The sequence below is a fragment of the Mangrovactinospora gilvigrisea genome, from assembly GCF_001879105.1.
GTDB classification, from domain to species: domain Bacteria; phylum Actinomycetota; class Actinomycetes; order Streptomycetales; family Streptomycetaceae; genus Mangrovactinospora; species Mangrovactinospora gilvigrisea.
In genome coordinates, this window is sequence record NZ_MLCF01000129.1 from 1 (window position 1) to 22,698 (window position 22,698).

At 75.6% G+C, this 22,698-nt stretch carries 16 protein-coding genes; 7 read left to right on the forward strand and 9 right to left on the reverse strand.

The genetic code is table 11. From position 1 onward, the window contains the following. Together BIV57_RS26515 and BIV57_RS19990 are read right to left on the reverse strand one after the other, a co-directional pair. On the reverse strand, nt 1–1,910 hold a 1,910-nt coding region (locus BIV57_RS26515), incomplete at its 3' end, for a sensor histidine kinase (protein ID WP_139275733.1). Beyond that, nucleotides 1,907–2,692 carry an MHYT domain-containing protein gene (locus tag BIV57_RS19990; protein ID WP_245797820.1) on the reverse strand — a complete coding sequence of 262 codons (786 nt, stop codon included), beginning with the start codon at nt 2,690–2,692 and terminating at the stop codon, nt 1,907–1,909. The genes BIV57_RS26515 and BIV57_RS19990, both read right to left, overlap by 4 nt. A 346-nt stretch (nt 2,693–3,038) precedes the next feature. On the opposite strand from BIV57_RS19990, the gene BIV57_RS19995 reads away from it, so the two are divergent. Beyond that, on the forward strand, nt 3,039–6,506 hold the full coding sequence (locus BIV57_RS19995; RefSeq protein ID WP_071658241.1) for a S41 family peptidase: 3,468 nt from the start codon (nt 3,039–3,041) through the stop codon (nt 6,504–6,506). Nucleotides 6,507–6,583: 77 nt separating this feature from the next. Here BIV57_RS19995 and BIV57_RS20000 read toward each other — a convergent pair whose 3' ends face one another. Then, on the reverse strand, nt 6,584–6,772 hold the full coding sequence (locus BIV57_RS20000) for a hypothetical protein (RefSeq protein WP_071658242.1): 189 nt from the start codon (nt 6,770–6,772) through the stop codon (nt 6,584–6,586). 158 nt (nt 6,773–6,930) lie between these two features. Between BIV57_RS20000 and BIV57_RS26520 the strand changes: the two genes are divergently transcribed. From BIV57_RS26520 to BIV57_RS20020, 4 genes are all read left to right on the forward strand, one after another. Further along, nucleotides 6,931–8,850: a DUF5107 domain-containing protein gene (locus tag BIV57_RS26520; RefSeq protein WP_071658243.1), complete on the forward strand. Its 1,920-nt coding sequence runs from the start codon at nt 6,931–6,933 to the stop codon at nt 8,848–8,850. 72 nt (nt 8,851–8,922) lie between these two features. Beyond that, nucleotides 8,923–9,600, forward strand: coding sequence for a uracil-DNA glycosylase (locus tag BIV57_RS20010; RefSeq protein ID WP_071658244.1), 678 nt, complete (start codon nt 8,923–8,925; stop codon nt 9,598–9,600). 242 nt (nt 9,601–9,842) lie between these two features. Further along, on the forward strand, nt 9,843–10,784 hold the full coding sequence (locus BIV57_RS20015) for a CbiX/SirB N-terminal domain-containing protein (protein ID WP_071658245.1): 942 nt from the start codon (nt 9,843–9,845) through the stop codon (nt 10,782–10,784). Between the two features lie 461 nt (nt 10,785–11,245). Further along, nucleotides 11,246–12,112 carry a phosphatase PAP2 family protein gene (locus tag BIV57_RS20020; protein WP_071658246.1) on the forward strand — a complete coding sequence of 289 codons (867 nt, stop codon included), beginning with the start codon at nt 11,246–11,248 and terminating at the stop codon, nt 12,110–12,112. Here the strand turns inward: BIV57_RS20020 and BIV57_RS20025 are convergent. The 4 genes from BIV57_RS20025 to BIV57_RS20040 form a co-directional block, all read right to left on the reverse strand. Beyond that, complete coding sequence (locus tag BIV57_RS20025) at nt 12,090–12,290, reverse strand: I78 family peptidase inhibitor (RefSeq protein WP_071658247.1); 201 nt, start codon at nt 12,288–12,290, stop codon at nt 12,090–12,092. The two genes, BIV57_RS20020 and BIV57_RS20025, sit on opposite strands and share 23 nt — an antisense overlap. Before the next feature lie 144 nt (nt 12,291–12,434). Next, nucleotides 12,435–12,827 (reverse strand): DUF779 domain-containing protein, encoded by a 393-nt coding sequence (locus tag BIV57_RS20030; RefSeq protein WP_071658248.1) that lies wholly within the window; start codon nt 12,825–12,827, stop codon nt 12,435–12,437. Further along, nucleotides 12,827–14,350 (reverse strand): acetaldehyde dehydrogenase ExaC, encoded by a 1,524-nt coding sequence (exaC, locus tag BIV57_RS20035; protein WP_071658249.1) that lies wholly within the window; start codon nt 14,348–14,350, stop codon nt 12,827–12,829. Before exaC ends, BIV57_RS20030 begins: the two co-directional genes overlap by 1 nt. 159 nt (nt 14,351–14,509) lie before the next feature. Continuing rightward, nucleotides 14,510–16,684, reverse strand: a complete 2,175-nt coding sequence (locus tag BIV57_RS20040; protein ID WP_071658250.1) for an alpha-galactosidase — start codon at nt 16,682–16,684, stop codon at nt 14,510–14,512. An 81-nt stretch (nt 16,685–16,765) separates the two neighbouring features. Between BIV57_RS20040 and BIV57_RS20045 the strand changes: the two genes are divergently transcribed. Together BIV57_RS20045 and BIV57_RS20050 are read left to right on the forward strand one after the other, a co-directional pair. After that, a complete protein-coding gene (locus BIV57_RS20045) occupies nt 16,766–17,545 on the forward strand; it encodes a hypothetical protein (protein ID WP_071658251.1) in 780 nt (259 codons plus the stop codon). 130 nt (nt 17,546–17,675) lie between these two features. Next, nucleotides 17,676–20,372 (forward strand): glycoside hydrolase family 84 protein, encoded by a 2,697-nt coding sequence (locus tag BIV57_RS20050; protein ID WP_071658252.1) that lies wholly within the window; start codon nt 17,676–17,678, stop codon nt 20,370–20,372. 39 nt (nt 20,373–20,411) lie between these two features. Here BIV57_RS20050 and BIV57_RS20055 read toward each other — a convergent pair whose 3' ends face one another. Next, nucleotides 20,412–22,001, reverse strand: a complete 1,590-nt coding sequence (locus BIV57_RS20055; RefSeq protein WP_071658253.1) for a mucoidy inhibitor MuiA family protein — start codon at nt 21,999–22,001, stop codon at nt 20,412–20,414. Continuing rightward, on the reverse strand, nt 22,001–22,698 hold a 698-nt coding region (locus BIV57_RS20060; RefSeq protein WP_139275735.1), incomplete at its 5' end, for a DUF4139 domain-containing protein. The genes BIV57_RS20055 and BIV57_RS20060, both read right to left, overlap by 1 nt.

Sequence of the window (22,698 nt, forward strand, 5' to 3'; positions counted from 1 at the left end):
ATGCCGAGCCCGCGGTCCTCGATCTCCAGCGCGAAGCCCGTGCCGACCTTCTCGCCGCGGATCCGCACCGTGGTGTTCGGCGGCGAGAAGACCGTCGCGTTGTCGACCAGCTCGGCCAGCAGGTGCGTCAGGTCGGCCACCGCCCCGCCCACCAGCGCGACCTTCGGCATCCGCCGCACCTCGACCCGCTGGTACTCCTCCACCTCCGCGACCGCCGCCCGCACCACGTCCACCAGCGGCACCGGCCGCCGCCACGCGCGGCCCGGCGCCGCGCCGGAGAGGATGATCAGGCCCTCGGCGTGCCGCCGCATCCGGGTCGTCAGATGGTCGAGCCGGAAGAGGTCCTGCAGCTCGGACGGGTCTTCCGTGCGCCGCTCCATCTGGTCGAGCAGCGTCAGCTGACGGTGCACCAGCACCTGGCTGCGCCGCGCCAGGTTGACGAAGACCCCGGAGACGCCGTGCAGCAGCTCGGCCCGCTCCGCCGCCGCGGTGAGCGCGGCCCGCTGCAGTGCGTCCAGTGCCTCGCCGACCTGGGAGATCTCGTCGTCGCCGCGAGTGCGCAGCGGCGCCTCCCGGTCGATGTCGATCCGCTCGCCGGCGCGCAGCCGCCGCATCGCCCGGGGCAGCTTGTCGCGGGCCAGCCGCAGCGCCCCGTCGCGCAGTTCGCCCAGCTCGACGACGAGGCCGCGGCCGATCCGCACCGAGATGAGCAGCGCGGCGAGCACCGCGAGGACGCCGAGCAGCACGGCGAGCCCGTTGGGGGTGAGCAGCGCGGCGGCGTAGGGGCTGTCGCGGCGGGTGTCGGAGGCGCGGGCGGCGTCCTCGACGGCGGCGAGCCGGGAGGCGAGCGCCGGCCCGGCGGCCGGCCAGCCCTGCTGGGCCGCCGCCTGGGCGGCTCGGCTGCCGGGCCCGTCGACGGCGGCCTCCTGCTCGACGGCGGTGACGGCCGAGCCGTCCTCCGCGGCGAGCGCCGCGCGGTATGCCGCCGCGTCCGCCGGCCGCAGGCCGGGCAGCGCGTCGGCGGTGAGGACGGCGCGGGTGCGGGCGGCGCCGACCAGTTCGCGGTAGCCGGTGGGGCTCAGCGTCCCGGCCGCGTCGGCCGCGGCGAGCACGGTGTCCTCGCGCGCCAGCTGCTCGCGGGCGCGGGCCAGGTCGGGGAGGGCGCGGTCGGCGGTGGCGGCCGCGGAGGAGGCGGCGGTGCCGGTGTCCGGGAGGACGGCGAGGGCGGTGCCGACGTCCAGCCCCGCGGAGACCGCCTCGCCGTAGGTGTCGAGGACGTGCTGCTGGTCGGTGCGGCCGCCGCGGACCGCGGCGCGCAGCGGGCCGAGCCCGGCGGTGTCGGCGGCGAGGTCGGCGAGGCCGGTGCCGGCGGCAGGGCCGAGGCGCGCGGTGTCGGCGCTGCGGAAGGCGACCAGGCGGCGGACGGCCGGGAGGGTGGCGTCGGTGGCGCGGACGCGGGCCCCGAAGGCGCTGCGGGCGACGTCCCGCTGATGGCCGTCGGGGGCGGCGAGGACGACGGCGGCGGCGCGGCGCTCGTCCTGAAGGGCCGTCACGGTGGCGGCGACGGGGGTGCGCAGCGTGGTGTCGGCCTCGACGGCGCCCTGCAACCGGGCGATGTCCTGGGCGGTGTCGACGGTGGCGGCGGCCCACAGCGCGAGGAGGGCGACGACGGGGACCATCAGCAGGGCGACGACGCGGGCGCGGATGCTGCGCAGGCCGCGGGAGGGCGGCGCGGGCGGAGGTGGAGCCTCGGACGGTGCGCGTCGGGCGTGGCGGCCGGCGGGGAGCGCGTCCATGCCGTCCCTTCCGGTGGATTCGGTGCCGGGTGCGCCGCCCGCGGGCCCCGGCGCCGCGCCCGGGGCGGGCTCGGTGGGGGCGCCGTCGGCTGCCTGCGGTTCCCGCGTCGTCACTGGGCGGCCGCCCGGACGCGGTGCGGGGCCGGGGAGAGGGCGACGAACGCGGAGGTGAGGAAGAGATAGGAGCCGAGCACCACGGCCAGCGGGAAGACGAAGTCGGTGGCGTCGGCGCCCGGCACCGGACTCGCGGCGGGGGCGAGGTGGATCCGGACCGCGGCCATCCCCATGTAGTGCATGGCCGTCACCGCGAAGCCCATCACCAGCGAGGCCGCGAACCCGGCGAGCGGATTGCGCACCCGGAACGCGGCCCACAGCGCCGCGGTCGCGGCGAGGACGGCTATCACCACGGAGGACGCCACCAGCAGCGGGTCGTAGGTGACGCGGCCGGGCAGCCGGACGGCGGCCATGCCGGTGTAGTGCATGACGGTGATGCCCACGCCGGTGAACGCGCCGGCCACCAGCAGCGTCCGCATGCGGGTGCGGCCGTCGCGCGGCCGTCCGACGACGAAGACGCCGATGCCCACCACGACCACGGCGAGCAGCAGGCTGGCCAGGGTGAGGGCAACGTTGTAGCGGACGGTGATGCCGGTGACGCCGAAGCCGAGCATGGCGACGAAGTGCATCGTCCAGATGCCGGAGCCGAAGGCGGTGGAGGCGGTGATCAGCCAGTTGCGGCGGGAGCGCGCGGTGGCGGTCGGCTCGCCCGCGCGGACGGTGCAGCGCAGGCCGAGGGCGGAGCCGATGCAGGCCATCGCGTAGGCGAGGACGGGGGTGCCCCACCCGAAGGCGAAGTGGTTCATGTGGCCGAACATTCCGCTGCCGCTGCCGCCGAGCATGCCTGCCGTCCTCCCCCCGTTCCACCGGTTGCTGTCGATCACTCACATACGCGCTTCTGCAAGCTAATTGAGGGTTCGGGGCGGCGTACAGAGTTCCCGGAAGACCCAGCGAGAACGCACAGGGTGTGATGAGATGGGCGCGCCACGTATGCGCATATGCGCGCGGCGCGCGGCCCTTCGGGGTTCGGGCGGGGAGCCGGGTCGGGAGCCGGGTGGGAGCTGCGGTGGCCGGGGCACGGTCGGTTCTCGGTCACTCGCGCGGTCCCCCGCGCCCCTTCGGGGCGCCGTCACCCCTGCTGCCTCCCCGAAATGGCCGCAACCACCGCCTCCCGTCAGAGTTTGACGGGTGAGCGGCTCCTATCTGACTCATCCGCATCTTTCGGGCGACCGTGTCGCCTTCGTGTGCGAGGACGATGTCTGGCTGGCCCCCCTGCACGGCGGCGCGCCCGCCTGGCGCCTCACCGCGGACCGCGCCAAGGTCGCGCACCCGCGGTTCTCCGCGGACGGCCGCACCCTCGCCGTCACCAGCTGGCGCAGCCTCGACCCCGAGGTGTGGCTGGTGAACGTCGACGGCAGCGGCGACGTCCAGCTCACCCACTGGGGCAGCCCCGACGCCCGGGTGCGGGCCTGGACCGCCGACGGCCGGATCCTCGCGCTGGGCTCGCAGGGCCAGCCGTTCTCCCACTACACCTGGGCCTACCGCGTCCCGCGGGACGGCGGCCCCGCCGAGCAGCTGCCCTTCGGGCCGGTCGCCGACCTCGCCCTCGGCACCCTCGACGGCCGCCCCGCCGAGCTGCTGCTCACCGGCTCGGCGCCGCAGGAGCCCGCCGCCTGGAAGCGCTACCGCGGCGGGGCGATCGGACGGCTGTGGCTGGGCGGCGAGCGGCTGATCCCGGTCGGCGCCGAGGAGGGGCACCTGGCCTGCCCGATGCTGGTCTCGGGGCGGGTGGTGTTCCTCTCCGACCACGAGGGCACCGGCAATCTCTACTCCTGCCGCCCGGACGGCACCGGGCTGACCCGCCACACCGACCACGACGGCTGGTACGCCCGGCATGCCGCCACCGACGGCCGCCGGGTGGTCTACCAGTGCGCGGGCGAGCTGTGGCTGGTGGAGGACGTCACCGCGGACGACGTCCGGCCGCGCCGGCTGGAGGTGCGGCTGGACGGGCCGCGGCCGGGCCGCCGCCGCCACCAGATCCGCGCCGAGGACCACCTGGAGGCGTGGGCCTGCGACCGGACCGGCCGGGCCGGCGCGGTCGGCGTCGCCGGCGGGCTGTACTGGCTCACCCACCGGGACGGCCCGGCCCGGGTGATCTCCGCCGCGCAGGGCGTGCGCTGCCGGCTGCCGGTGATGCTGGGCCGCACCGGCCACCTGGCCTGGGTCACCGACGAGGGGGGCGACGACCGGATCGCCGTCGCCCCGCTGCCCACCGCGCCGGACGCGTTCGGCCCGCGCCCCACCCGCGACGAGAACGCGGACGCGGCGGCGCACGCCGAGGAGGGCGTGCGCTCCGCCCCGACCGCTCCGGAGCCGGCTCCGGAGCCCGAGCCGGCCGCCCCGGAGCCCGCCCCGGAGCCCGCGCCGGAGCCGGCCGGGGACGCCGTCCCCGCTCCCCCGGACCCGGCGACGGACGGCCGCGGCGCCGAGCCGGCGGCCGGGGGCCGGCCGACCGGGCCGGGCTCCCGGCAGCGGCTGCTGCCGCACGAGCCGCTGGGCCTGGTGCTGGAGCTGGCCGCCGCCCCGGACGGGAAGTCGCTGGCGGTGGCCTCCTCCGACGGGCGGCTGCTGCTGGTGGACGCGGCCACCGGCGCCACCGCCGAGCTGGCCCGCTCGCCCCGGGGGCCCGTCAAGCACCTGGACTTCTCGCCGGATTCGCGGTGGCTGGCCTGGTCGCACCCGGGGGACGCGCCGGCGCTGCGCCGCATCCTGCTGGCCCGGCTCGCCGACCGCCGGATCGTGCCGGCCACCGACGGGCGGTTCGAGGACGAGTCGCCGGTCTTCACCCGGGACGGCCGCTACCTGGCGTTCCTCTCCTGGCGCGGCTTCGACCCGGTGTACGACGTGCACACCCTGGACCTGTCGTTCCCGCTGGGCTCGCGGCCGTACCTGATCCCGCTGGCGTCCGGGACGCCGTCGCCGTTCGCGCCGCCGCTGGAGGGCCGCACCCCGACCGGCGGGCTGGATCCGCTGCCGGACGCGCCGGCCGAGTTGGTGATCGACACGGAGGGGCTGCCGTCCCGGGTCACCCCGTTCCCGGTGCAGGCCTCGAAGTACTCCTCGCTGGCGGCGGTGGACGGCGGGGTGGTGTGGCTGCGCTGGCCGATCTCGGGCGCGCTCGGCGAGACCTTCGCGGATCCGGACGACACCAGCGGCCGGCCGACGCTGGAGCATTTCGAGCTGGTCACCGCGGCGCGCACGGTGCTGGCGCACCACATCGACGGCTTCGAGGTGTCCGGGGACGGCCGGCGGCTGGTGGTGGCGGACGACGGCAGCCTGCGGGCCGTCCCGGCGACCGAGCAGCCGGACGGCTCCAGCACGGTCGCCATCGACCTGCGCCGGCTGATGCCGGAGATCGATCCGGCGGCGGTGTGGCGGGGCGCCTTCGAGGAGGCGGGCCGGGCGATGCGCCACGGCTTCTGGGACCCGGGGATGGGCGGCATCGACTGGGACGCCGAACTGGCCCGGCACCGCCCGCTGGTGGAGCGGGTGGCCACCCCGGGCGAGTTCGCCGACCTGCTCACCGAGCTGGTGGGCGAGCTGGGCACCTCGCACGCCTATGTGACGCCGGCCCGGCGGGACGAGGGCCCGGTGCGCTACCAGCGGGCGCTGGGCCTGCTCGGCGCCAACCTGGTGCGCGACCCGGAGACCTCGGAGTGGCGGTTCACCAAGATCCTGCCGGGCGAGTCCTCCGATCCGCGGGCCCGCTCGCCGCTGGCCGGCACCGGCATCCGGCCGGGCGACGCGCTGCTGGCGGTGGACGGGCGGCCGGTGGACCCGGTGCGCGGCCCGGGGCCGCTGCTGGCGGCGGCGGCGAACACCACGGTGGAGCTGACGGTGCGTCCGGAGCGGGACGCCTCGGCGATCCACCGGGTGGCCGTCACCCCGCTGCTGGACGAGCGGCCGCTGCGCTACCACGAGTGGGTGACGGCGCGCCGGGCGATCGTCCGGGAGCTGAGCCGGGGGTGCTGCGGCTATCTGCACATCCCGGACCTGGGCGGCTCGGGCTGGGCGCAGTTCAGCCGGGACCTGCGGCTGGAGCTGACCCGGGACGCGCTGGTGCTGGACGTGCGCGGCAACGCCGGCGGGCAGGTCTCGGAGCTGGTGGTGGAGCGGCTGTCGCGGACGGTGCTGGGCTGGGACGCGACGCGCGACTCGGCGCCGGTGACCTACCCGGGCAACGCGCGGCGCGGCCCGCTGGTGGCGCTGGCGGACGAGGCGACCAGCTCGGACGGCGACATGATCACCGCGGCGATCCGGATGCTGCACCTGGGCCCGGTGATCGGCACCCGCACCTGGGGCGGGGTGGTGGGGATGACGGGCCGTCAGCGGCTCGGCGACGGCACGGTGATCACCATTCCGCGGAACGCGGCGTGGCTGCGCTCCTACGGCTGGGGCGTGGAGAACCACGGCGTGCCGCCGGACATCGAGGTGGTGCGGGCGCCGAAGAACTGGGTGACGGGCGAGCACGCCCAGCTGTCGGCGGCGGTGGGGGTGGCGCTGAAGCTGCTGGAGGACGCGCCGGCGGCGGAGCCCCCGGGGCCGGACGCGCCGCGGCCGGACCTGCGGCGGCCGCCGCTGCCGCCGCGGGGCTGACGGGGCGTCGGGCGCACGCGGCGGCGCCCCGGTCCGGGGATCCGGACCGGGGCGCCGCTCGGGTCGATCGGCCGACCTCAGGAGTCGTTGTCGCGCGGCTCCTCCGCCCTGTCCCGCGCCTCGCCTGCGGTGCGGGCGGCGTTCTCCTTGGCCCGCTGGGCGGCGGCCCGGGCGCGCTCGGCGAGGTCGTTGGGCGTCGGGACGTTGGACTTCGCCCTGCCCTCCGACTGCCGCGCCGCCTGGTTCTTCAGGTCGTCGATACCCATGATCACTCCTTGTTGGCTCGGTCAGGATGATCGGCAGGGACACGCTCTCATGTCACCGTGAGTTACGCATTCTGGACATGCCAGACACTTCCCAGAAGTGATCAAAATTGATCACTACCGCGCTCCCGCGAACCCAAGTACGCGTCTAGGGTGAGCGGATGAGCACTCGCGCCCGCCTGGAGCCCGCCGACCTGACGCTTCCCACCGCAGCGGTCGGCCCGCTCGACCCGCTGCCCCGGCTCCGTCCCGAGCTGGACCAGCCCTACCTCCTCGACCCGGACTCCGTCCCGGCCGGCGTCCGCGAGAACGCCGAGCGCGGCGCCGTCCGCTCGATCCACCCCTATCTCCTCCAGGACGGCTACGGGCGCGACCGCTCCCCCGCCGACCACCCCGCGCTCGTCCTCGACAACGGGCTGCTGCGCGCCGTCTTCCTGCCCGGCCTCGGCGGCCGGCTCTGGTCGCTCACCGACCTGCGCACCGGCACCGAGCTGCTCTACCGCAACCCCGTGGTGCAGCCCGCCAACCTGGCGCTGCGCAACGCCTGGCTCGCCGGCGGCGTGGAGTGGAACCTCGGCACCCGGGGCCACGCCCCCACCACCTGCTCCCCGCTCTTCGCCGCCGAGGCGACCGCCCCCGACGGCGGGCCGGCGGTGCGGATGTGGGAGTACGAGCGGCTGCGCGGGCTGGTCTTCCGGATCGACGCCTGGCTGCCGGAGCCCGGGGCGGAGACCGGCGGCGGGCCCGCCCTCAAGGTGCGCGTCGAGGTGCGCAACCCGGCGCGGCGGCCGGCACCCCTCTACTGGTGGTCCAACATCGCCGTCCCCGAGACCCCGGACACCCGGGTGCTCGCCCCCGGCGAGCGGGCCTTCGCCACCGGCTACGAGGGGCGGATCGGCGCGGTCCCGGTGGCCGCCGCCGAGGACGGCCGCGACTGGACCTACCCCGGGCGATCGGAGTACGCGGGCGACTGGTTCTTCGACATCCCCGAGGGCACCCCGCGCCCCTGGGAGGCGGCGGTCGAGGCGGACGGCACCGGGCTGCTGCACTCCTCCACCGCCCGGCTGCGCGGCCGCAAGCTCTTCGCCTGGGGCGTCAACGCCGGCGGGCGGCGGTGGGCGGAGTGGCTCACCGAGCGCGGCAACGGCCCGTACGCCGAGATCCAGGGCGGCGTCGCCCAGACCCAGTTCGAGCACCTGGAGCTGCCGGCCGGGGCCGCCTGGCGGTGGATCGAGACCTACCAGCCGCTCGCCGCCGACCCGGCGCTCACCCACGGTGCCGACCTGGACGCGGCGCGCGGCGCGGTGGCGTCCGCGCTGCCGAGGGCGGAGGCCGACGCCGAGGCGGCGTGCTTCGACGCCGCGCCGGCGCGGCTGCTGCACACCGGCTCCGGATGGGGTGCGCTGGCCGGCGTCTCGACCGCGGCGGCGCCGTTCCCCGAGGAGAGCCTCGGCGCGGAGCAGCGGCCCTGGCGCGAGCTGCGGGCGACGGGCGCGCTGCCGGACGGGGACGGCACGGCCGCGCCCGTCTCCTACGTCACCGGCGAGGAGTGGGACGGGCTGCTGGCGGCGGCGCCGCAGAGCTGGCTGACGCACTACCACCGCGGGGTGCTGGCGCACACCGCCGGCCGGCTCGACGCGGCCGACGCGCACTACGCGGCGTCGCTGGCGGAGCGGGCCACGCCGTGGGCGCGGCGCGGCCGGGCGCTGCTGCTCGCCGAGCGCGGGCTGCTCGCGGAGGCGGCCGAGGAGGCGCGGGCGGCGGCGTCCGGGGCGCCGGGGCTGTGGCAGCTCGCGGCGGAGGCGCTGGGGCTGCTGCTGGAGGCCGGCCTGCCGGCGGCGGCGCTGGAACTGGTGGACACGCTTCCGACGGAGGTGCGGGAGCGCGGGCGGGTCCGGATGCTCACCGCGCGCGCCGCGGTGGAGGCGGGCGAGCTGGCGCGGGCCCGGAAGCTGCTGGAGGAGGGGTTCGAGGTGCCCGATCTGCGGGAGGGCGAGGTGGCCCTGAGCCGGCTGTGGACGGCCGCGTTCCCCGGCGAGCCGGTGCCGGAGCGCTACGACTTCCGGATGTCGGCGGGTTAGCGGGCCGCACGGCGGGTCGGCTTGACGGCGCCGGAGGGATGACTGCCCGTCAGGAGCTGTAGGGTGCGGGGCGTGAGTGGACGACCGCTGAGCGAGACCGTCGAAGCAGGCTGGGCGAAGGCCCTCGACCCCGTCGCCGGGCGCGTCTCGGCGATGGGCGACTTCCTCCGGCAGGAGGTCGCCGCGGGCCGCACCTACCTGCCCGCCGGGCCGAACATCCTGCGCGCCTTCCAGCAGCCCTTCGACGAGGTGAAGGTCCTGATCGTCGGCCAGGACCCGTACCCGACGCCGGGCCACGCCGTGGGGCTCTCGTTCTCGGTGGCGCCCGAGGTGCGCCCGCTGCCCGGCAGCCTGGTCAACATCTTCCAGGAGTACCAGCAGGACCTCGGCTTCCCGCCGCCCTCCAACGGAGACCTGACGCCGTGGACGCAGCGCGGCGTGCTCCTCCTCAACAGGGCGCTGACCACCGCCCCCCGCAAGCCCGCGGCGCACCGCGGGAAGGGCTGGGAGGAGGTCACCGAGCAGGCGATCCGCGCGCTGGCGGCGCGCGGCCGGCCGCTGGTGGCGATCCTGTGGGGGCGGGACGCCCGCAATCTGCGGCCGATGCTCGGCGGGGTGCCCTGCATCGAGTCCTCGCACCCCTCGCCGATGTCCGCCGACCGCGGCTTCTTCGGCTCCCGGCCCTTCAGCCGCACCAACGCCGCGCTGGAGCAGCAGGGCGCGCCCGCGATGGACTGGCGCCTCCCCTAGGCCGCTTCTGACGGATCTCCGCGGCGTCGCGACGCCCGGCACGCACGCTCGCCGCACCGCCCGAAGACCGACGCAAAACCACTGCGACGGCCATCGTGCGGCACGCCGATCGCACGTACCGGGGTCCGGATCGTGGCGCCAGGCCGCAGAACCGGACAGAACCGTACGAACCTGTCGTCGTACACGCCGAGTTGACGGGTCCCCCCGCATGCCCGCAGCAAAGGCGATTAGGCTGCGGCGACATGAGTTCCGCGCCTGACCACGAACCGGCCCTCCCCGTCCGCGTGCCGCGCTCCCGCGCCGCCGGCGGACGGCACCGCCGCCCCGAGTCCGTCGAGGTGCCCCCGGACGCGCCGGCCCTGGTGCTGGCGGTTCCGGGCGCCTACACCTCGGACCACCGCTTCCTGGCCGCCGAGTTGGCCGGACTGGCCCGCGCCGAGCAGCCCGGCGCGGACGTCCGATACGGCTTCCTGGAGGGCTCCGAGGACTCGCTCGCCGACGCCCTGCACGCCTGCGCCGACGCGCGCAAGGAGGCGATCGCGGCCGGCGGCGCCGCCGCGGTCGTGGTCCCGCTGCTCGCCGCGCCGCACCCGGCGCTGGAGGACGCGGTGCGCGCCGCCGTCGCCGCGGCCGGGGTGCCCGCGCCCGTCACCACCGCGCTCGGCCCGCACCCGCTGCTCGCCGAGGCGCTCCATGTGCGGCTCTCCGAGGCCGGGTTGGCGCGCGCCGACCGCGCCCGCCTCTTCGCCGTCTCCACCGCCGCCGACGGCATCGTGCTGGGCTCCGTGGGCGGCGCGGACGCCGCGGAGGCCACCGAGGCCACCGGCGTGCTGCTGGCCGCCCGGCTGGCGGTGCAGGTGGCGACCGTGACGCTGGACGGCCCCGAGGGCGCGCAGGCCGCCGTGGACGCGGTGGCCCGGCTGCGCGCCGCCGGCGTGCAGCGGCCGGTGCTCGCCGCCGGCGCGATCGGCCCCGAGCTGCCGCAGGGCCTGCTCGCCGGCGCCGCCGCCGCGGCCGGCTGCCCGCACGCCGAACCGCTGGGCGCCTACGGCGGGATCGGCCGCCTCGCGCTGCTCCGCTACACCGCGGCGATGCCCGAGCAGCCGGAGGCCCCCGCCGCCCCGGAGGCCGTCGCCCCCGGCTCCGGCGAGCGCCGCGCGCACGCGGCCCCCACCCAGCTCTGACGTGCCGCGCCGGCGGCCGGTGCGCCGCCGGAGGACGCCCGTCCGGCGGGCAGCGGCGCCCGGTCCGCGCGATCGGCGCGCCGCCTGCGCGCCAACGCCGCAGTTCCGCGCCGGTCTTCGGGCCGCTGCCCCGCCTCGGGCGCGGCGCTGTGCAACGCATCGATAGCGATTGGCCATCCTTTCTGCCACAGCTCGGCGACAAGTGGTGAAATTCGGACGGTGGAACTGCACGTCAGCGGCAATACGTCCCATGATTGTCGGGTAAAGGATTGCGCGGACGGCATGCGGTGACCTGCATGGCCGGATCGCGGACGGGAAGCGTACGGAAAACGGGCAGCACAGCGCGCAGGACCAACGTCAGGGGCCGGCGGTACGGCGGGAGGGGATTCCCGGTCACGTCGAGGTCACGGCCAGGGAAGCTACTGCAGGGGGCAGTCATCACACGCGGTAACGTCGAAAGGGTGCCCAGGAACCCGAAGATCGCCGAGGCGCGGAAGCGCATCCTCCGCAGACCGAGCAGACGCCACACGGCGCTGCTGGTCGGGCTCGTGGCGGTGCACCTCGCGCTGGTCATCGCGGTGATCTTCACGTTGCCGATCGTCCACCTGGACTGGGTGGTGATGCTCAAGCACCCCGACCAGCGCCTCCCGCAGTTCGACGGGTTCCTCAACGCGTTCGTGGTGCTCGGCCAGCGGTGGCCGTCGGTCCTGATGATCTCCCCCTGGATCCTCTGGAAGACCTGGCGCGAACGCAGCTGGCGGCCGATCCTCTTCCTCGGCCTCGCGGTGCTGACCATCAACCTCTTCGCGGGCGTCTTCAAGGTCGGCCTGGGCCGGCTGGGCCCGCACTACAACATGGACCCCTGGACGTCCGGGATCTTCCACTACGGCCCCGGCGGCGACATCATGCCCTCCGGCCACACCTCCAACGCGGTGGTCACCTGGGGGCTGCTCGCCTACCTCGCGCGCCACTGGCGCAAGCGCGGCGCGATCGCGGCGGGCGTGCTCGCCGGCGGGATCGGCGCCACCACCGTCTACCTCGGTACCCACTGGGTTTCGGACGTTCTGGACGGCTGGGTGGTGGGCGCCCTGTCGCTGGCGGTGCTGCCGCTGGCCGAGCCGCTGGTGGAGCGGATCGACCTGCGGGCGCAGGCGCTCTGGTTCAAGCTGCGGCGCTTCGTCGGGCCGCCGCTGCCGGAGCTGTACCCGCCGCTGCCGGAGCAGCAGCACGACTCTCCGGCGCTGCCGCCGGCGGAGCCCTCCGCGACCGGCCGGGGGGCCGGGCCGGCGGACTCCGCGGGCCTGTTCAGCCGATCCAGGCGCGAGTGACGGCGCCGTCCTCCACCGTCAGGTTGAGCCGGCCGGGCATGAACTCCATGGTGACGATCGCGTCCTTGGGGAGCCGGCGGACGGTCTGCCAGCCGTCCGCGCGGGCGCGGACCTCCGCCTCGTCGGCCGGAAGTCCGACGTAGGCCGTTGCATCGCCGGGGGCGTTCTGCTGTGACATGCACCTCACGGTAGTACGCCCGGGCGGTCCGAAGGCGCGTTCGCGGGCAGCGGAAATTGTCGGGACCTCGGTCCGGAAACGGAGCGCAACGCATTCCGGCTCCGGAGAATTCCCCGCGCCCCCTTATGTATGACAACAATTCGATTACGTCGTCGGATCGCGCAGGAGTGCGGCCTCCTCGTCGGTGAACACCCGCGAGCGGATGAGGAAACGATGACCGGTCGGCGCCTCCAGCGAGAATCCGGCGCCGCGGCCCGGCACCAGGTCGATGGTGAGGTGGGTGTGGCTCCAGTAGGCGAACTGGTCGCGGGACATCCACACCGGCACCGGGCGCTCGACGCCCTCCACCTCCAGCTCGCCGAGGCGGACGTCGGCGTCCCCGGTCATGAACTCGCCGTCCGGGTAGCACATCGGGGAGCTGCCGTCGCAGCAGCCGCCGGACTGGTGGAACATCAGCGGGCCGTGCTCGGACGCCAGCCGCCGCAGCATCCCCGCGGCGGCCGGCGTCACCGCGACCCTGGCGGTCGCGGCGGCCATCAGAACAGGCCCGCCTTCTTCGTCGAGTAGCTCACCAGCAGGTTCTTGGTCTGCTGGTAGTGGTCGAGCATGATCTTGTGGTTCTCGCGGCCGATGCCCGAGTTCTTGTAGCCGCCGAAGGCCGCGTGCGCCGGGTAGGCGTGGAAGCAGTTGGTCCACACCCGGCCGGCCTGGATGGCGCGGCCCGCGCGGTAGGCCTGGTTGATGTCGCGCGTCCAGACGCCGGCGCCGAGCCCGTAGAGGGTGTCGTTGGCGATCTTGATGGCGTCGTCGTAGCCGTCGAAGCGGGCGACGGAGACGACCGGGCCGAAGATCTCCTCCTGGAAGATCCGCATCCGGTTGTCGCCCTCGAAGACCGTCGGCGCCACGTAGTAGCCGCCGGACAGGTCGCCGCCGGGGTCGACCCGCTCGCCGCCGGTGAGCACCTTGGCGCCCTCGTTCCGGCCGATCTCCAGATAGGAGAGGATCTTCTCCAGCTGGTCGTTGGAGGCCTGCGCGCCCACCATCGTCTCGGTGTCCAGCGGGTTGCCCTGCTTGATCGCGCGGACCCGGTCCAGCGCGTCGCCGAGGAAGCTGTCGTAGATGGGGCCCGCGATCAGCGCCCGGCTCGGGCAGGTGCAGACCTCGCCCTGGTTGAGGGCGAACATGGTGAAGCCCTCGAGGGCCTTGTCGTAGTAGTCGTCGTGGGCGTGGGCGACGTCCTCGAAGAAGATGTTGGGGCTCTTGCCGCCCAGCTCCAGGGTGACGGGGATGATGTTCTGCGAGGCGTACTGCATGATCAGCCGGCCGGTGGTGGTCTCCCCGGTGAAGGCGATCTTGCGGATCCGGCTGCTGGACGCCAGCGGCTTGCCGGCCTCCACGCCGAAGCCGTTGACGACGTTGACGACGCCGGGCGGCAGCAGGTCGGCGACGAGGTCCATCAGCAGCATGACGGACGCCGGGGTCTGCTCGGCCGGCTTGAGGACCACCGCGTTGCCGGCGGCGAGCGCCGGCGCCAGCTTCCAGACCGCCATCAGGATCGGGAAGTTCCACGGGATGATCTGGCCGACCACGCCCAGCGGTTCGTGGAAGTGGTAGGCGACGGTGTCGTCGTCGATCTGCGAGACGCCGCCCTCCTGGGCGCGGATGGCGCCGGCGAAGTAGCGGAGGTGGTCGACGGCGAGCGGCAGGTCGGCGGCGAGGGTCTCGCGGACCGGCTTGCCGTTCTCCCAGGCCTCGGCGACGGCGAGCTTCTCCAGGTTCTCCTGGATGCGGTCGGCGATCCGGTTGAGGATCCCGGCGCGCTCGGCGACGGAGGTGCGGCCCCAGGCGGGGGCGGCGCGGTGCGCGGCGTCCAGCGCCACCTCGATGTCGTCGGAGGTGGAGCGGGCCACCTCGGTGAACGTCTGGCCGGTGACGGGGGTCGGGTTCTCGAAGTACTGCCCCTTCACGGGGCCGACCCGCTCGCCGCCGATCCAGTTGTCGTACCTGGACTCGTAGTCGACGACGCTTCCGGGGGTGTTGGGACGCGAGTAGACGGACATGCGGCGACCTCCACAGCGCTGTGGGCGGGTGGTGCTCCGCACGCTAGTACGCGAACGCGCTCCCGCGAAGGGGCCCGGCACCCCGCTTCGGGCGCGAGGCGCCCGGGTGGGGTGCCGGGGCGCAGCGGCGGCGGACACGGCGCCGCACGTACCGCTCTCCTAGACCCGGACCAGGTGCACCAGCGTGCTGCTGAGCTCCTCGCCCTTCAGCTCCGCCAACTCCAGCCCGTGCCGCATCAGTACGGACCCGCTGTGCTCGGCCTTGCCGTCCGCCGTGCGGTAGCGCGCCGACGCGTCGAGCCCGCGCAGCCGCACCCGCGGGGCGGACGCGCCGAAGTGCGGCCCCTGCCGCCACCCCAGCACCACCGCCTCGGCGCCGTCCGCCGCCGCGTACTCCACGACCGTCGTGCCGTCCCCCGTGCCGCGCAGCCGGTAGAGCTCGCCCAGCTGGACCAGGTGGCGGACCGTCTTGTACTCGGCGACCCGCTCGGCCAGCTCCGCCAGCTCCTCCTCGCTGCACTCGGTGAGGTCGCCGCCCAGGCCCAGCACGCCGGCCATCGCCGAGCGCATCCGGTAGCGCTGGCTGGTGACGCGGCCGTTGAGCCAGTTGGGGCTGTCCGTCGCCCAGGCGCACATCACCCGCGCCGGGTAGATCTGCGAGAAGCCGTGCTGGATGGTGAGGCGGTCCAGCGGGTCGGTGTTGTCCGAGGTCCACACCTGGTCGGTGCGCTGCAGCACGCCGAGGTCGATGCGGCCGCCGCCGCCCGAGCAGGACTCGATGGCGAGCCCGGGGTGGGCCGACCGCAGCCGGTCCATGATCCGGTAGACGCCGCGGGTGTGGTCCAGGTAGAGCCGCCGCGGGTAGGGCTCGCCCGGCCATCCGGCGTCCGTAAAGGGGCGGTTCATGTCCCACTTGACGAAGTCGATCGGCGCCGACGACAGCAGCGCGTCCAGCTGCTGGAAGAGGTACTCCTGGACGTCCTCCCGGGCCACGTTGAGGACCAGCTGGTTGCGCATCTCGGTGCGGCGCCGGCCGGGGCGGTGCTGGGCCCACTCCGGGTGCGCCCGGTACAGCTCGCTGTCCGGGTTGACCATCTCCGGCTCCACCCAGATGCCGAACTTCATGCCGAGCGAGCGCACGTGCTCGGCGAGCGGGGCGAGGCCGTCGGGGAAGCGGTCCGGGTTGGGCGTCCAGTCGCCCAGGCCGGCGCGGTCGTTGACGCGTTCGCCGAACCAGCCGTCGTCGGTGGTGAACAGCTCGACGCCGAGGCCGGCGGCGAGCGTCGCCAGGTCCTTCTGGCCCTGCTCGGTGAGGTCGAAGCCGGTGGCCTCCCAGGAGTTGTAGAGGACCGGCCGCACCTGGTCGGCGTCGGGAACGATGTGCGCGCGCTGCCAGGCGTGCCAGGCGCGGGAGGCGGCGCCGTGGCCGCCGTCCGAGTACAGGCCGGCGAAGACGGGGGAGGTGTAGCTCTCGCCGGGCTCCAGCCGGGCGACCCCGGAGTCGTCGTGGCCGGGGCCGCCGACGGCCTGCACGGCGTCGTTGGAGAGCTGCTGGACGGCGATCCGCCAGGAGCCGGACCAGGCCAGCGCGGCGCTCCACACCTCGCCGTGCTCCTCGTCGGCGGTGCCGTCGTCGAGCGCGAACCACGGGTTCTCGGCGTGGCTGGTGTGGCCGTAGCGGGAGGCGAGGACGGTGGTGCCGCGGGCCAGCGGGCCGCGGGTGAGCTGGGTCTCCGCCGCCCAGCGGCCGTGCAGCCGGGAGAGGCGGTAGCCGTCGCGGGCGGGGACGGGCCAGGCGGCGGCGTCGGCGCGGAGCAGCTCCAGCGGCGCGTCCGCCGCGGTGAACTCCTCGGGGGCGGCCGGGGCGCCGTGGTAGGTCAGCTCCGTCCAGCGCTCGAGGATGTCGTGGCCGGGGCGGAGCCGGTAGTGCAGGGCGATGTCGAGGGCGTGCCCGGCGTCGTGGAAGTCGAGGCGGAGCCCGGTGCCCTCGGCCGAGGCGCCCCGGTGGGTCCACTCGATGCCGCGGACGGTGCCGCGCTGCACGGCGAGGGCGGGCTGGGCGAAGCGCGGCCCGCCGTCGACGGGGTACTCCTCGCGGCCGTCGCCGGCCGCGCCGAAGCTGCTGGCGCCGCCGGCGAGATGGCCGTCGGAGATCTCGGCGGCGTCGGCGAGGGAGATCCGGGGGCCCCAGTACAGGTTGACAAGGATGTCATGCTCGCGCAGCGCGATGAGGTACGAGGTGCGCGGGCCGGACAGCAGCCAGAGGCGGCGGTCGGGGTCGTGGAGGATCTCCGTGGCGGCGGCGGGGCCGGCGGCGGCAGCGGCAGCGTTCATGAACGGCAACCCTATGCGGGCCACGGCAAGTTGAGTAGCGGTGCTCAGGCGCGGCTTCGCCGCCGGGTCCACGCTGTGCCGATGAAGGGTTTCGGTCGGGCTGTGCTGGTCGGCGCGTTCGCGGTGGCGGTCGCGGTGGGTGCGCTCGCGGCGGTGCGGGGGTTGGGGCTGCCGGGTCGCGATGTGCTGGGGGCCGCTGCCGGCGGGCTGTGCCTGCTGTGGCTGGCGGTGCTGGTGGCGGTGCCGTGGAACGTCTGGTTCCGGGCGCGGGCGGTGGCCGCGGACGCGGTGGAGAGCCGCGGGCGGGGCCTCGCGGTGCCGCAGCAGCATGGGGCGGAGGCGTCCCGGATCGCCCGCTGGGCGCTGCGGGCGGCGCTCGCCGGGCACCTCGGGACGACGCTGCTGCTGGTGGCGGTGACGCTGCTGTCGGGGCGTCAGGTGGGCTGGTGGTTCGCGGCGTTCGCGCTGGTGAGCACCGGGTTCCGGCCGCTGTCGGCGTTCCTGCTGGCGCTCCGGGCGCGGCTGGCGGTGCTGGGCAGGGAGGTGCGCTTCCCCCGGGACGACGCGGCCGAGGCGCGGGCCCGGGCCGACCGGGCGGCGACGGGGGTGCGGGAGCTGGAGGCGCGCGTCGAGGAGCAGTACCGGGCGCAGCAGGAGACCCGCCGGGTGCTGGACGCGCTGAGCGCCTCCTCGTTCCGGCGGACGGAGGAGCTGGACGCCAAGCTGGACGCCCGCGTCGAGGCGCTGGGCCGCGAACTGGAGGCGGTGGTGGACCGGCTGACGGAGAACCGGGAGATCATCGCCGGGGTGCGGGCGTTCGTGCGGATGCTGCGCGGCGAGGAGCCCGGGGCGGCGCGGTAGCGATTTTCGGATGTGCTCCCACTGGTGCGGTTGCGCGCATTGACGCACACGGTGGTGAGTGGTCTAGTCCTTCACGTTGTCCCCCGGCACGAAGTCCCCCGGCTCACCGCCGACCCGTGGAGAGTTCCCGATGCACCGGAAGAAGCACCGTCCCCTGCCGTTACTCGGCGGCCTGCTGCTCGGCGCCGCGCTCCTCGCGGCCCCCGCTCAGGCCCACGCCGACGATCCGCCGGCCCCGGCGCCCGCCGCGGCGCCGTCGGCCCCCGTCATCACCCCGAACCCGCAGTCGGAGCACGTCCGTCCGGACCATGTCGTCGTCACCCCGCAGGTGGACGTCGTCACCGGGGACGCCACCGACCCCGCGGCCCTCGCCCTCGCCAAGAGCGCCCTGAAGGCCGCCGGCGCCGACGCGGTCGACGTCACCGCCAAGCCCTCGCCCGGCCGCCTCGCCGTCTACGTCGGCGGACCGGGCGAGCACAACGCCGCCTCCGCCGACGCCCTCAAGGCCCTCGGCGTCCAGGGCACCGGCGGGCTCGCCGCCGAGGGCTACGTCCTCGCCGCCGGCCGCGCCGGCGGCGACGGCCCCGGCAGGATCGTGCTCTCCGGCGCCGACGCCACCGGCACCTACTACGCCGCCCAGTCGCTGCGCCAGGTGCTGCCGCACCGCGGCCGGCCGGGCGGCGCCGTCCAGGGCCTCGCCGTCCGCGACTGGCCGGCCACCGGCCTGCGCGGCGTCATCGAGGGGTTCTACGGCACCCCCTGGTCGGCGGCCGCGCGCCTGGACCAGATGGACTTCTACGGCGCGCACAAGATGAACACCTACGTCTACTCGCCGAAGAACGACCCCTATCTGCGCGACAAGTGGCGCGACCCCTACCCCGCCGACCAGCTCGCCGTCATCAAGCAGCTGGTGGACCGGGCGACGGCGAACCACGTCGACTTCACCTACGCGCTCTCCCCCGGGCTGAGCGTCTGCTACAGCTCCGACACCGACCTCAAGGCGCTCACCGACAAGTTCCAGACCCTGTGGGACATCGGCGTCCGGCAGTTCGCCGTCCCGCTCGACGACATCAGCTACACCACCTGGAACTGCGACGCCGACAAGGCCAGGTGGGGCACCGGCGGCGGCGCGGCCGGCGCCGCCCAGGCCTACCTCCTCAACCGGGTGAACCAGCAGTTCATCGCCACCCACCCCGGGGCGCGGCCGCTGCAGATGGTGCCGACGGAGTACTACGACACCACCGACAGCGCCTACAAGACCGCCATCCGCACCCAGCTGGACGGCAACGTGGTGGTGGAGTGGACCGGCGTGGGCGTGGTCGCCCCGACCATGACGGTGGCTCAGGCGAAAGCCGCCAAGGCCGTCTTCGGGCACCCGATCCTCACCTGGGACAACTACCCGGTCAACGACTACACCACGTCCCGGCTGCTGCTGGGGCCGTTCACCGGACGCGAGCAGGGGCTGCCGGAGCAGCTCGCGGGGATCACCGCCAACCCGATGATCCAGCCGTACGCGTCGAAGCTGGCGCTGGCCACCGTCGCCGACTTCACCTGGAACGACTCCGGGTACGACGCGCGGGAGTCCTGGCTGCACGCCGTCCACGAGATGGCCGGCGGCAGCCCGGCGGTGGAGAAGGCGCTGCGCGCCTTCGCGGACGTCAACTACTCCTCGGCGATCGACAGCACCGAGGCGCCCGACCTCTCCGCGGTGATGGCCGGCTACTGGGCCGGCAAGGCGCCGGCCGCCGCGCTCGGCGACGCCCTCGCGGCGCTGCGGGACGCGCCCGCCGTGCTGCGGGCCAAGCTGCCCGACACCGGGTTCGCCACCGACGCCTCGCCCTGGCTGGACGCCGCGACGGGGTGGGCGAAGGCCGATCTCGCGGCGCTCCGGATGGTCGAGGAGGCGAAGGCCGGGCACGGCGCCGCGGCCTGGGCGCTGGAGCGGCAGCTGCCGTCGCTGGTGGCGGCGGCGAAGGCGCCGGTCTACGTCGACATGAACGGCAACAAGGTCCCGGTGGTGGTCGGCCCCGGCGTGCTGGACGGCTTCGTCGCCAAGGCGCAGACCGCCTACCGCGCGGCGCTCGGGCTGCCGCCCGCGCCGACCGGGCAGACCTCGATGGGCGTCTACAGCGGCAACACGCCGGACCGGATGGTGGACGGCGACGACTCCAGCTACTTCTGGTCCAGCGCGGCGCCGTCGGTGGGCGACTGGGTCGGCGTCGACCTGGGGAAGTCCGAGCCGGTGTCGTCGGTGGCGCTGCACATGTCCAAGAGCAGCAGCCCCAACGACTACATCCACGCCGGGACGCTGGAGTACTCGGCGGACGGCACCGCCTGGCACCAGCTCTCCGCGTTCTCCGCGGCGCCGGACGTGACGGCGGACGCCCCGGCCGGGACGACCGCGCGGTACGTCCGGGCGCGGGTGACGGCGAGCCAGGACTACTGGGTGGTGGTGCGGGAGTTCACCGTGACGACCGCCGACCGGCCGGCGGTGACGGGCGCCCCGGCACCGGCGGCGGGCAGCGGCCTCGCCGCGGCGGCGGACGGCAGCCCGGCGACCTTCTACCGCGGGGCAACGGCGCCGGCGGCGGGGGACGCGTTGACGGTGGCCTATCCGGCGGCGCGGACCGTGCACACGGTGACGGTGCTGGCGAACGCGGGCTCGGCGGACGTCCAGGTGCGGGTGGACGGCGCGTGGCGCACCGTGGGCGCGCTCGACGGGGCGTTCACCCGGCTGGACGTGGGGAGTGTGTCCGCGGATGCGGTCCGGCTGGCGTGGACGGCCGGGTCGGCGGCGCCCGGGGTGGCCGAGGTGATCGCGAACTGACCGGTCGGCTCTGCCCGCTCGCGCAGCCCCCCGCGCCCCTTACGGGGCGAGGCCGCTGACCTTGGCCCCCGCGGTGATGTCGTAGACGAGTTCCAGCGTCCGGCGCTCCGCGGGGGCCAGGGTGACCGTCCAGGTGACGATGCCGTCGGCGTCGGACGCGTCCGGCGCCGGCGCGCAGCGGTCCTTGCGCAGGGCCACGGTGACCGCGTCGATCTCCGAGACGGGGATGCGCTCCCGCACCACCACCGTGCGCGGCTCGGCGGCGTCCGGGTTGTCGAGCCGGGAGAGGAAGACCCGCACCGTGCGGGTGGTGACGGTGCGTCCGCCCGGCAGCCGGGACGGCTCGCGGTGCTCCTCGACGCTGCGCACCACCCGGTAGTCGCTCTCCGGGCCGAAGGCGAGCCGCACCGGCGCGCCCACCCCCGTGAACCTCAGCTCGCCGCGTCCGCCGAAGCCGCCGCCGCGCACCAGGTCGACGGGGCCGGCGAGCAGCACCCGCCCGCCCTCGTTGGCGAACCGCGCCACCGGGGCGACGGCCGGGGAGAGTTCGGGCGCGCAGGCCCGCTCGGTGCGGACCGGCGCCTCGAAGGCGCCGAGCGGGATGCGGTGCGGCTGCCCGTCGGAGGGGACGTCGACCGGGGCCGGGGCGTCCAGCAGCCGCGTCTCGCCGCCGTCGTCGACGCCCGGCAGCCCGGGCGCGGCCGAGGTGGCGCCGGCGCCCGCGGAGTCCTCGCCGACGGTGGCGGCGTCCTCCTCGCGCAGGCCGACCTCGACGGTGCGGCGCTCCTCCGCGGTGCGGTCGCGCAGTACCAGCTCGTCGTCGAGGAGTTCGGGCGGGGCGGACGGCCGCGCCGGGCGGGCCGTGGACAGCCGCAGCGCGACGCCGTGCCAGTCCTCGCCGGTGCGCTGCCAGACCGCGGCGTCGGTCTCCAGCCGGACGCGGGTGTCGCCGTCGGTCAGCTCGGCGCGGTACGCCGGCCGCCACAGCGCGCACGGCACCAGGTGGACGACCTCCAGGCGGGCGGGCCCGGCCTGCTCGGCGGCGACCGTCACCTCCAGCTCGCAGCGCACCTCCGGGGGACGGCGGTCGGCGCGCTGCATCGCGTGGCGGGCCTCGGCGTGCCGGGAGCGTAGCTCGGCGAGGCCGGAGCGGGCGCGGGCCAGCGCGTCGCCGTGGTCGGCGGACTGGGCGTCCAGCACCGCGAGTTCGCGCGCCCAGCGCTGCGGGTCGGGCTTCCCCCAGCCGGCGGCGGCGGCGATCTCCTCGTGCAGGGCGGCGCGGGCCTCGTCCACAGCCTCCAGGCGGACGACGGCGCGCCGCTCGGTGTGCGCCTGGACGTCGAGGAGCCGGCCCAGCTCCCGGACGCGGCGGGCGAGCTCGCTGTGGTCGGCGTCCGGGCCGGAGGGCGGGCGGGGCTCCCAGCGGCGGACCAGGCGGACGTCCAGGACGGTGACGCCGGCGGTGGCGGACTCGGCGCGCAGGCCGCGGTCGACGGCGAGCGGGGTGAGCGGGCCGAGGCGCAGCCGCCGGGTGCCGGGGCCGAGTTCGACGTCGGCGGTGCGGGTGAGCTGGGCGCGGTCCTCCAGCAGGGTGACGGCGGTGACGGGGAGGGGGCGGATGTCGTCCATCAGTTCCTCCGGTTGCCGCCGACGAGGGCCTTGCCGGCCGGGATGCGGATGCGGTAGCCGGCGGCGACCGTGGCGGTGCGGCCGGGTTCGAGGCGGACGGTGCGCTCGCGGGTGCCGCGGACGTGGAAGTGCGCCTCGGCGGCGGGGGCGTCCGGCGCCGTCCAACCGGGCTCGGTCTCCTCGATCCTGACGTCGCGTTCGGCGCTGACCGGGACGCGCTCGGTGATGCGCACCTCCACGGGGTGCGGGAAGCGGTTGGCGAGCTCGATCTCGGCGCGGTGGTCGAGGACGGTGCTGCCGCCGGCGCCGCCGAGGCGCAGGCCGGCCGTCGACTCCTCCATGTGGGCGCGGCGCACCACCTGGATGCTCTCGGCGACGCCGATGCCGATGGCGCGGCGCTCGCCGGGAGCGAGGGTGGCGAGCGGCACCGTCATCAGGAAGTCGCCGTCGATGCTGACGTCGGCGGGGCCGGCGAGGAGCGCGTGGCGGGAGGAGTTGGTGAGGCGCACGGTGGCGTAGACGGCCTCCTCCACGGCGGGGACGGTGACGTACTCGGTGGCCGCCTCGACGGGGATGTCCTGGACGGCGACGGAGTGCCAGGCGCCGTCGGCGGCGATGTCGGCGGGGGCGGCGCAGGTGTAGGCGTGGTCGAAGGAGCCGGCGGAGCTGCGCGGGGGGACGGCGTGCGCGGGGAGGG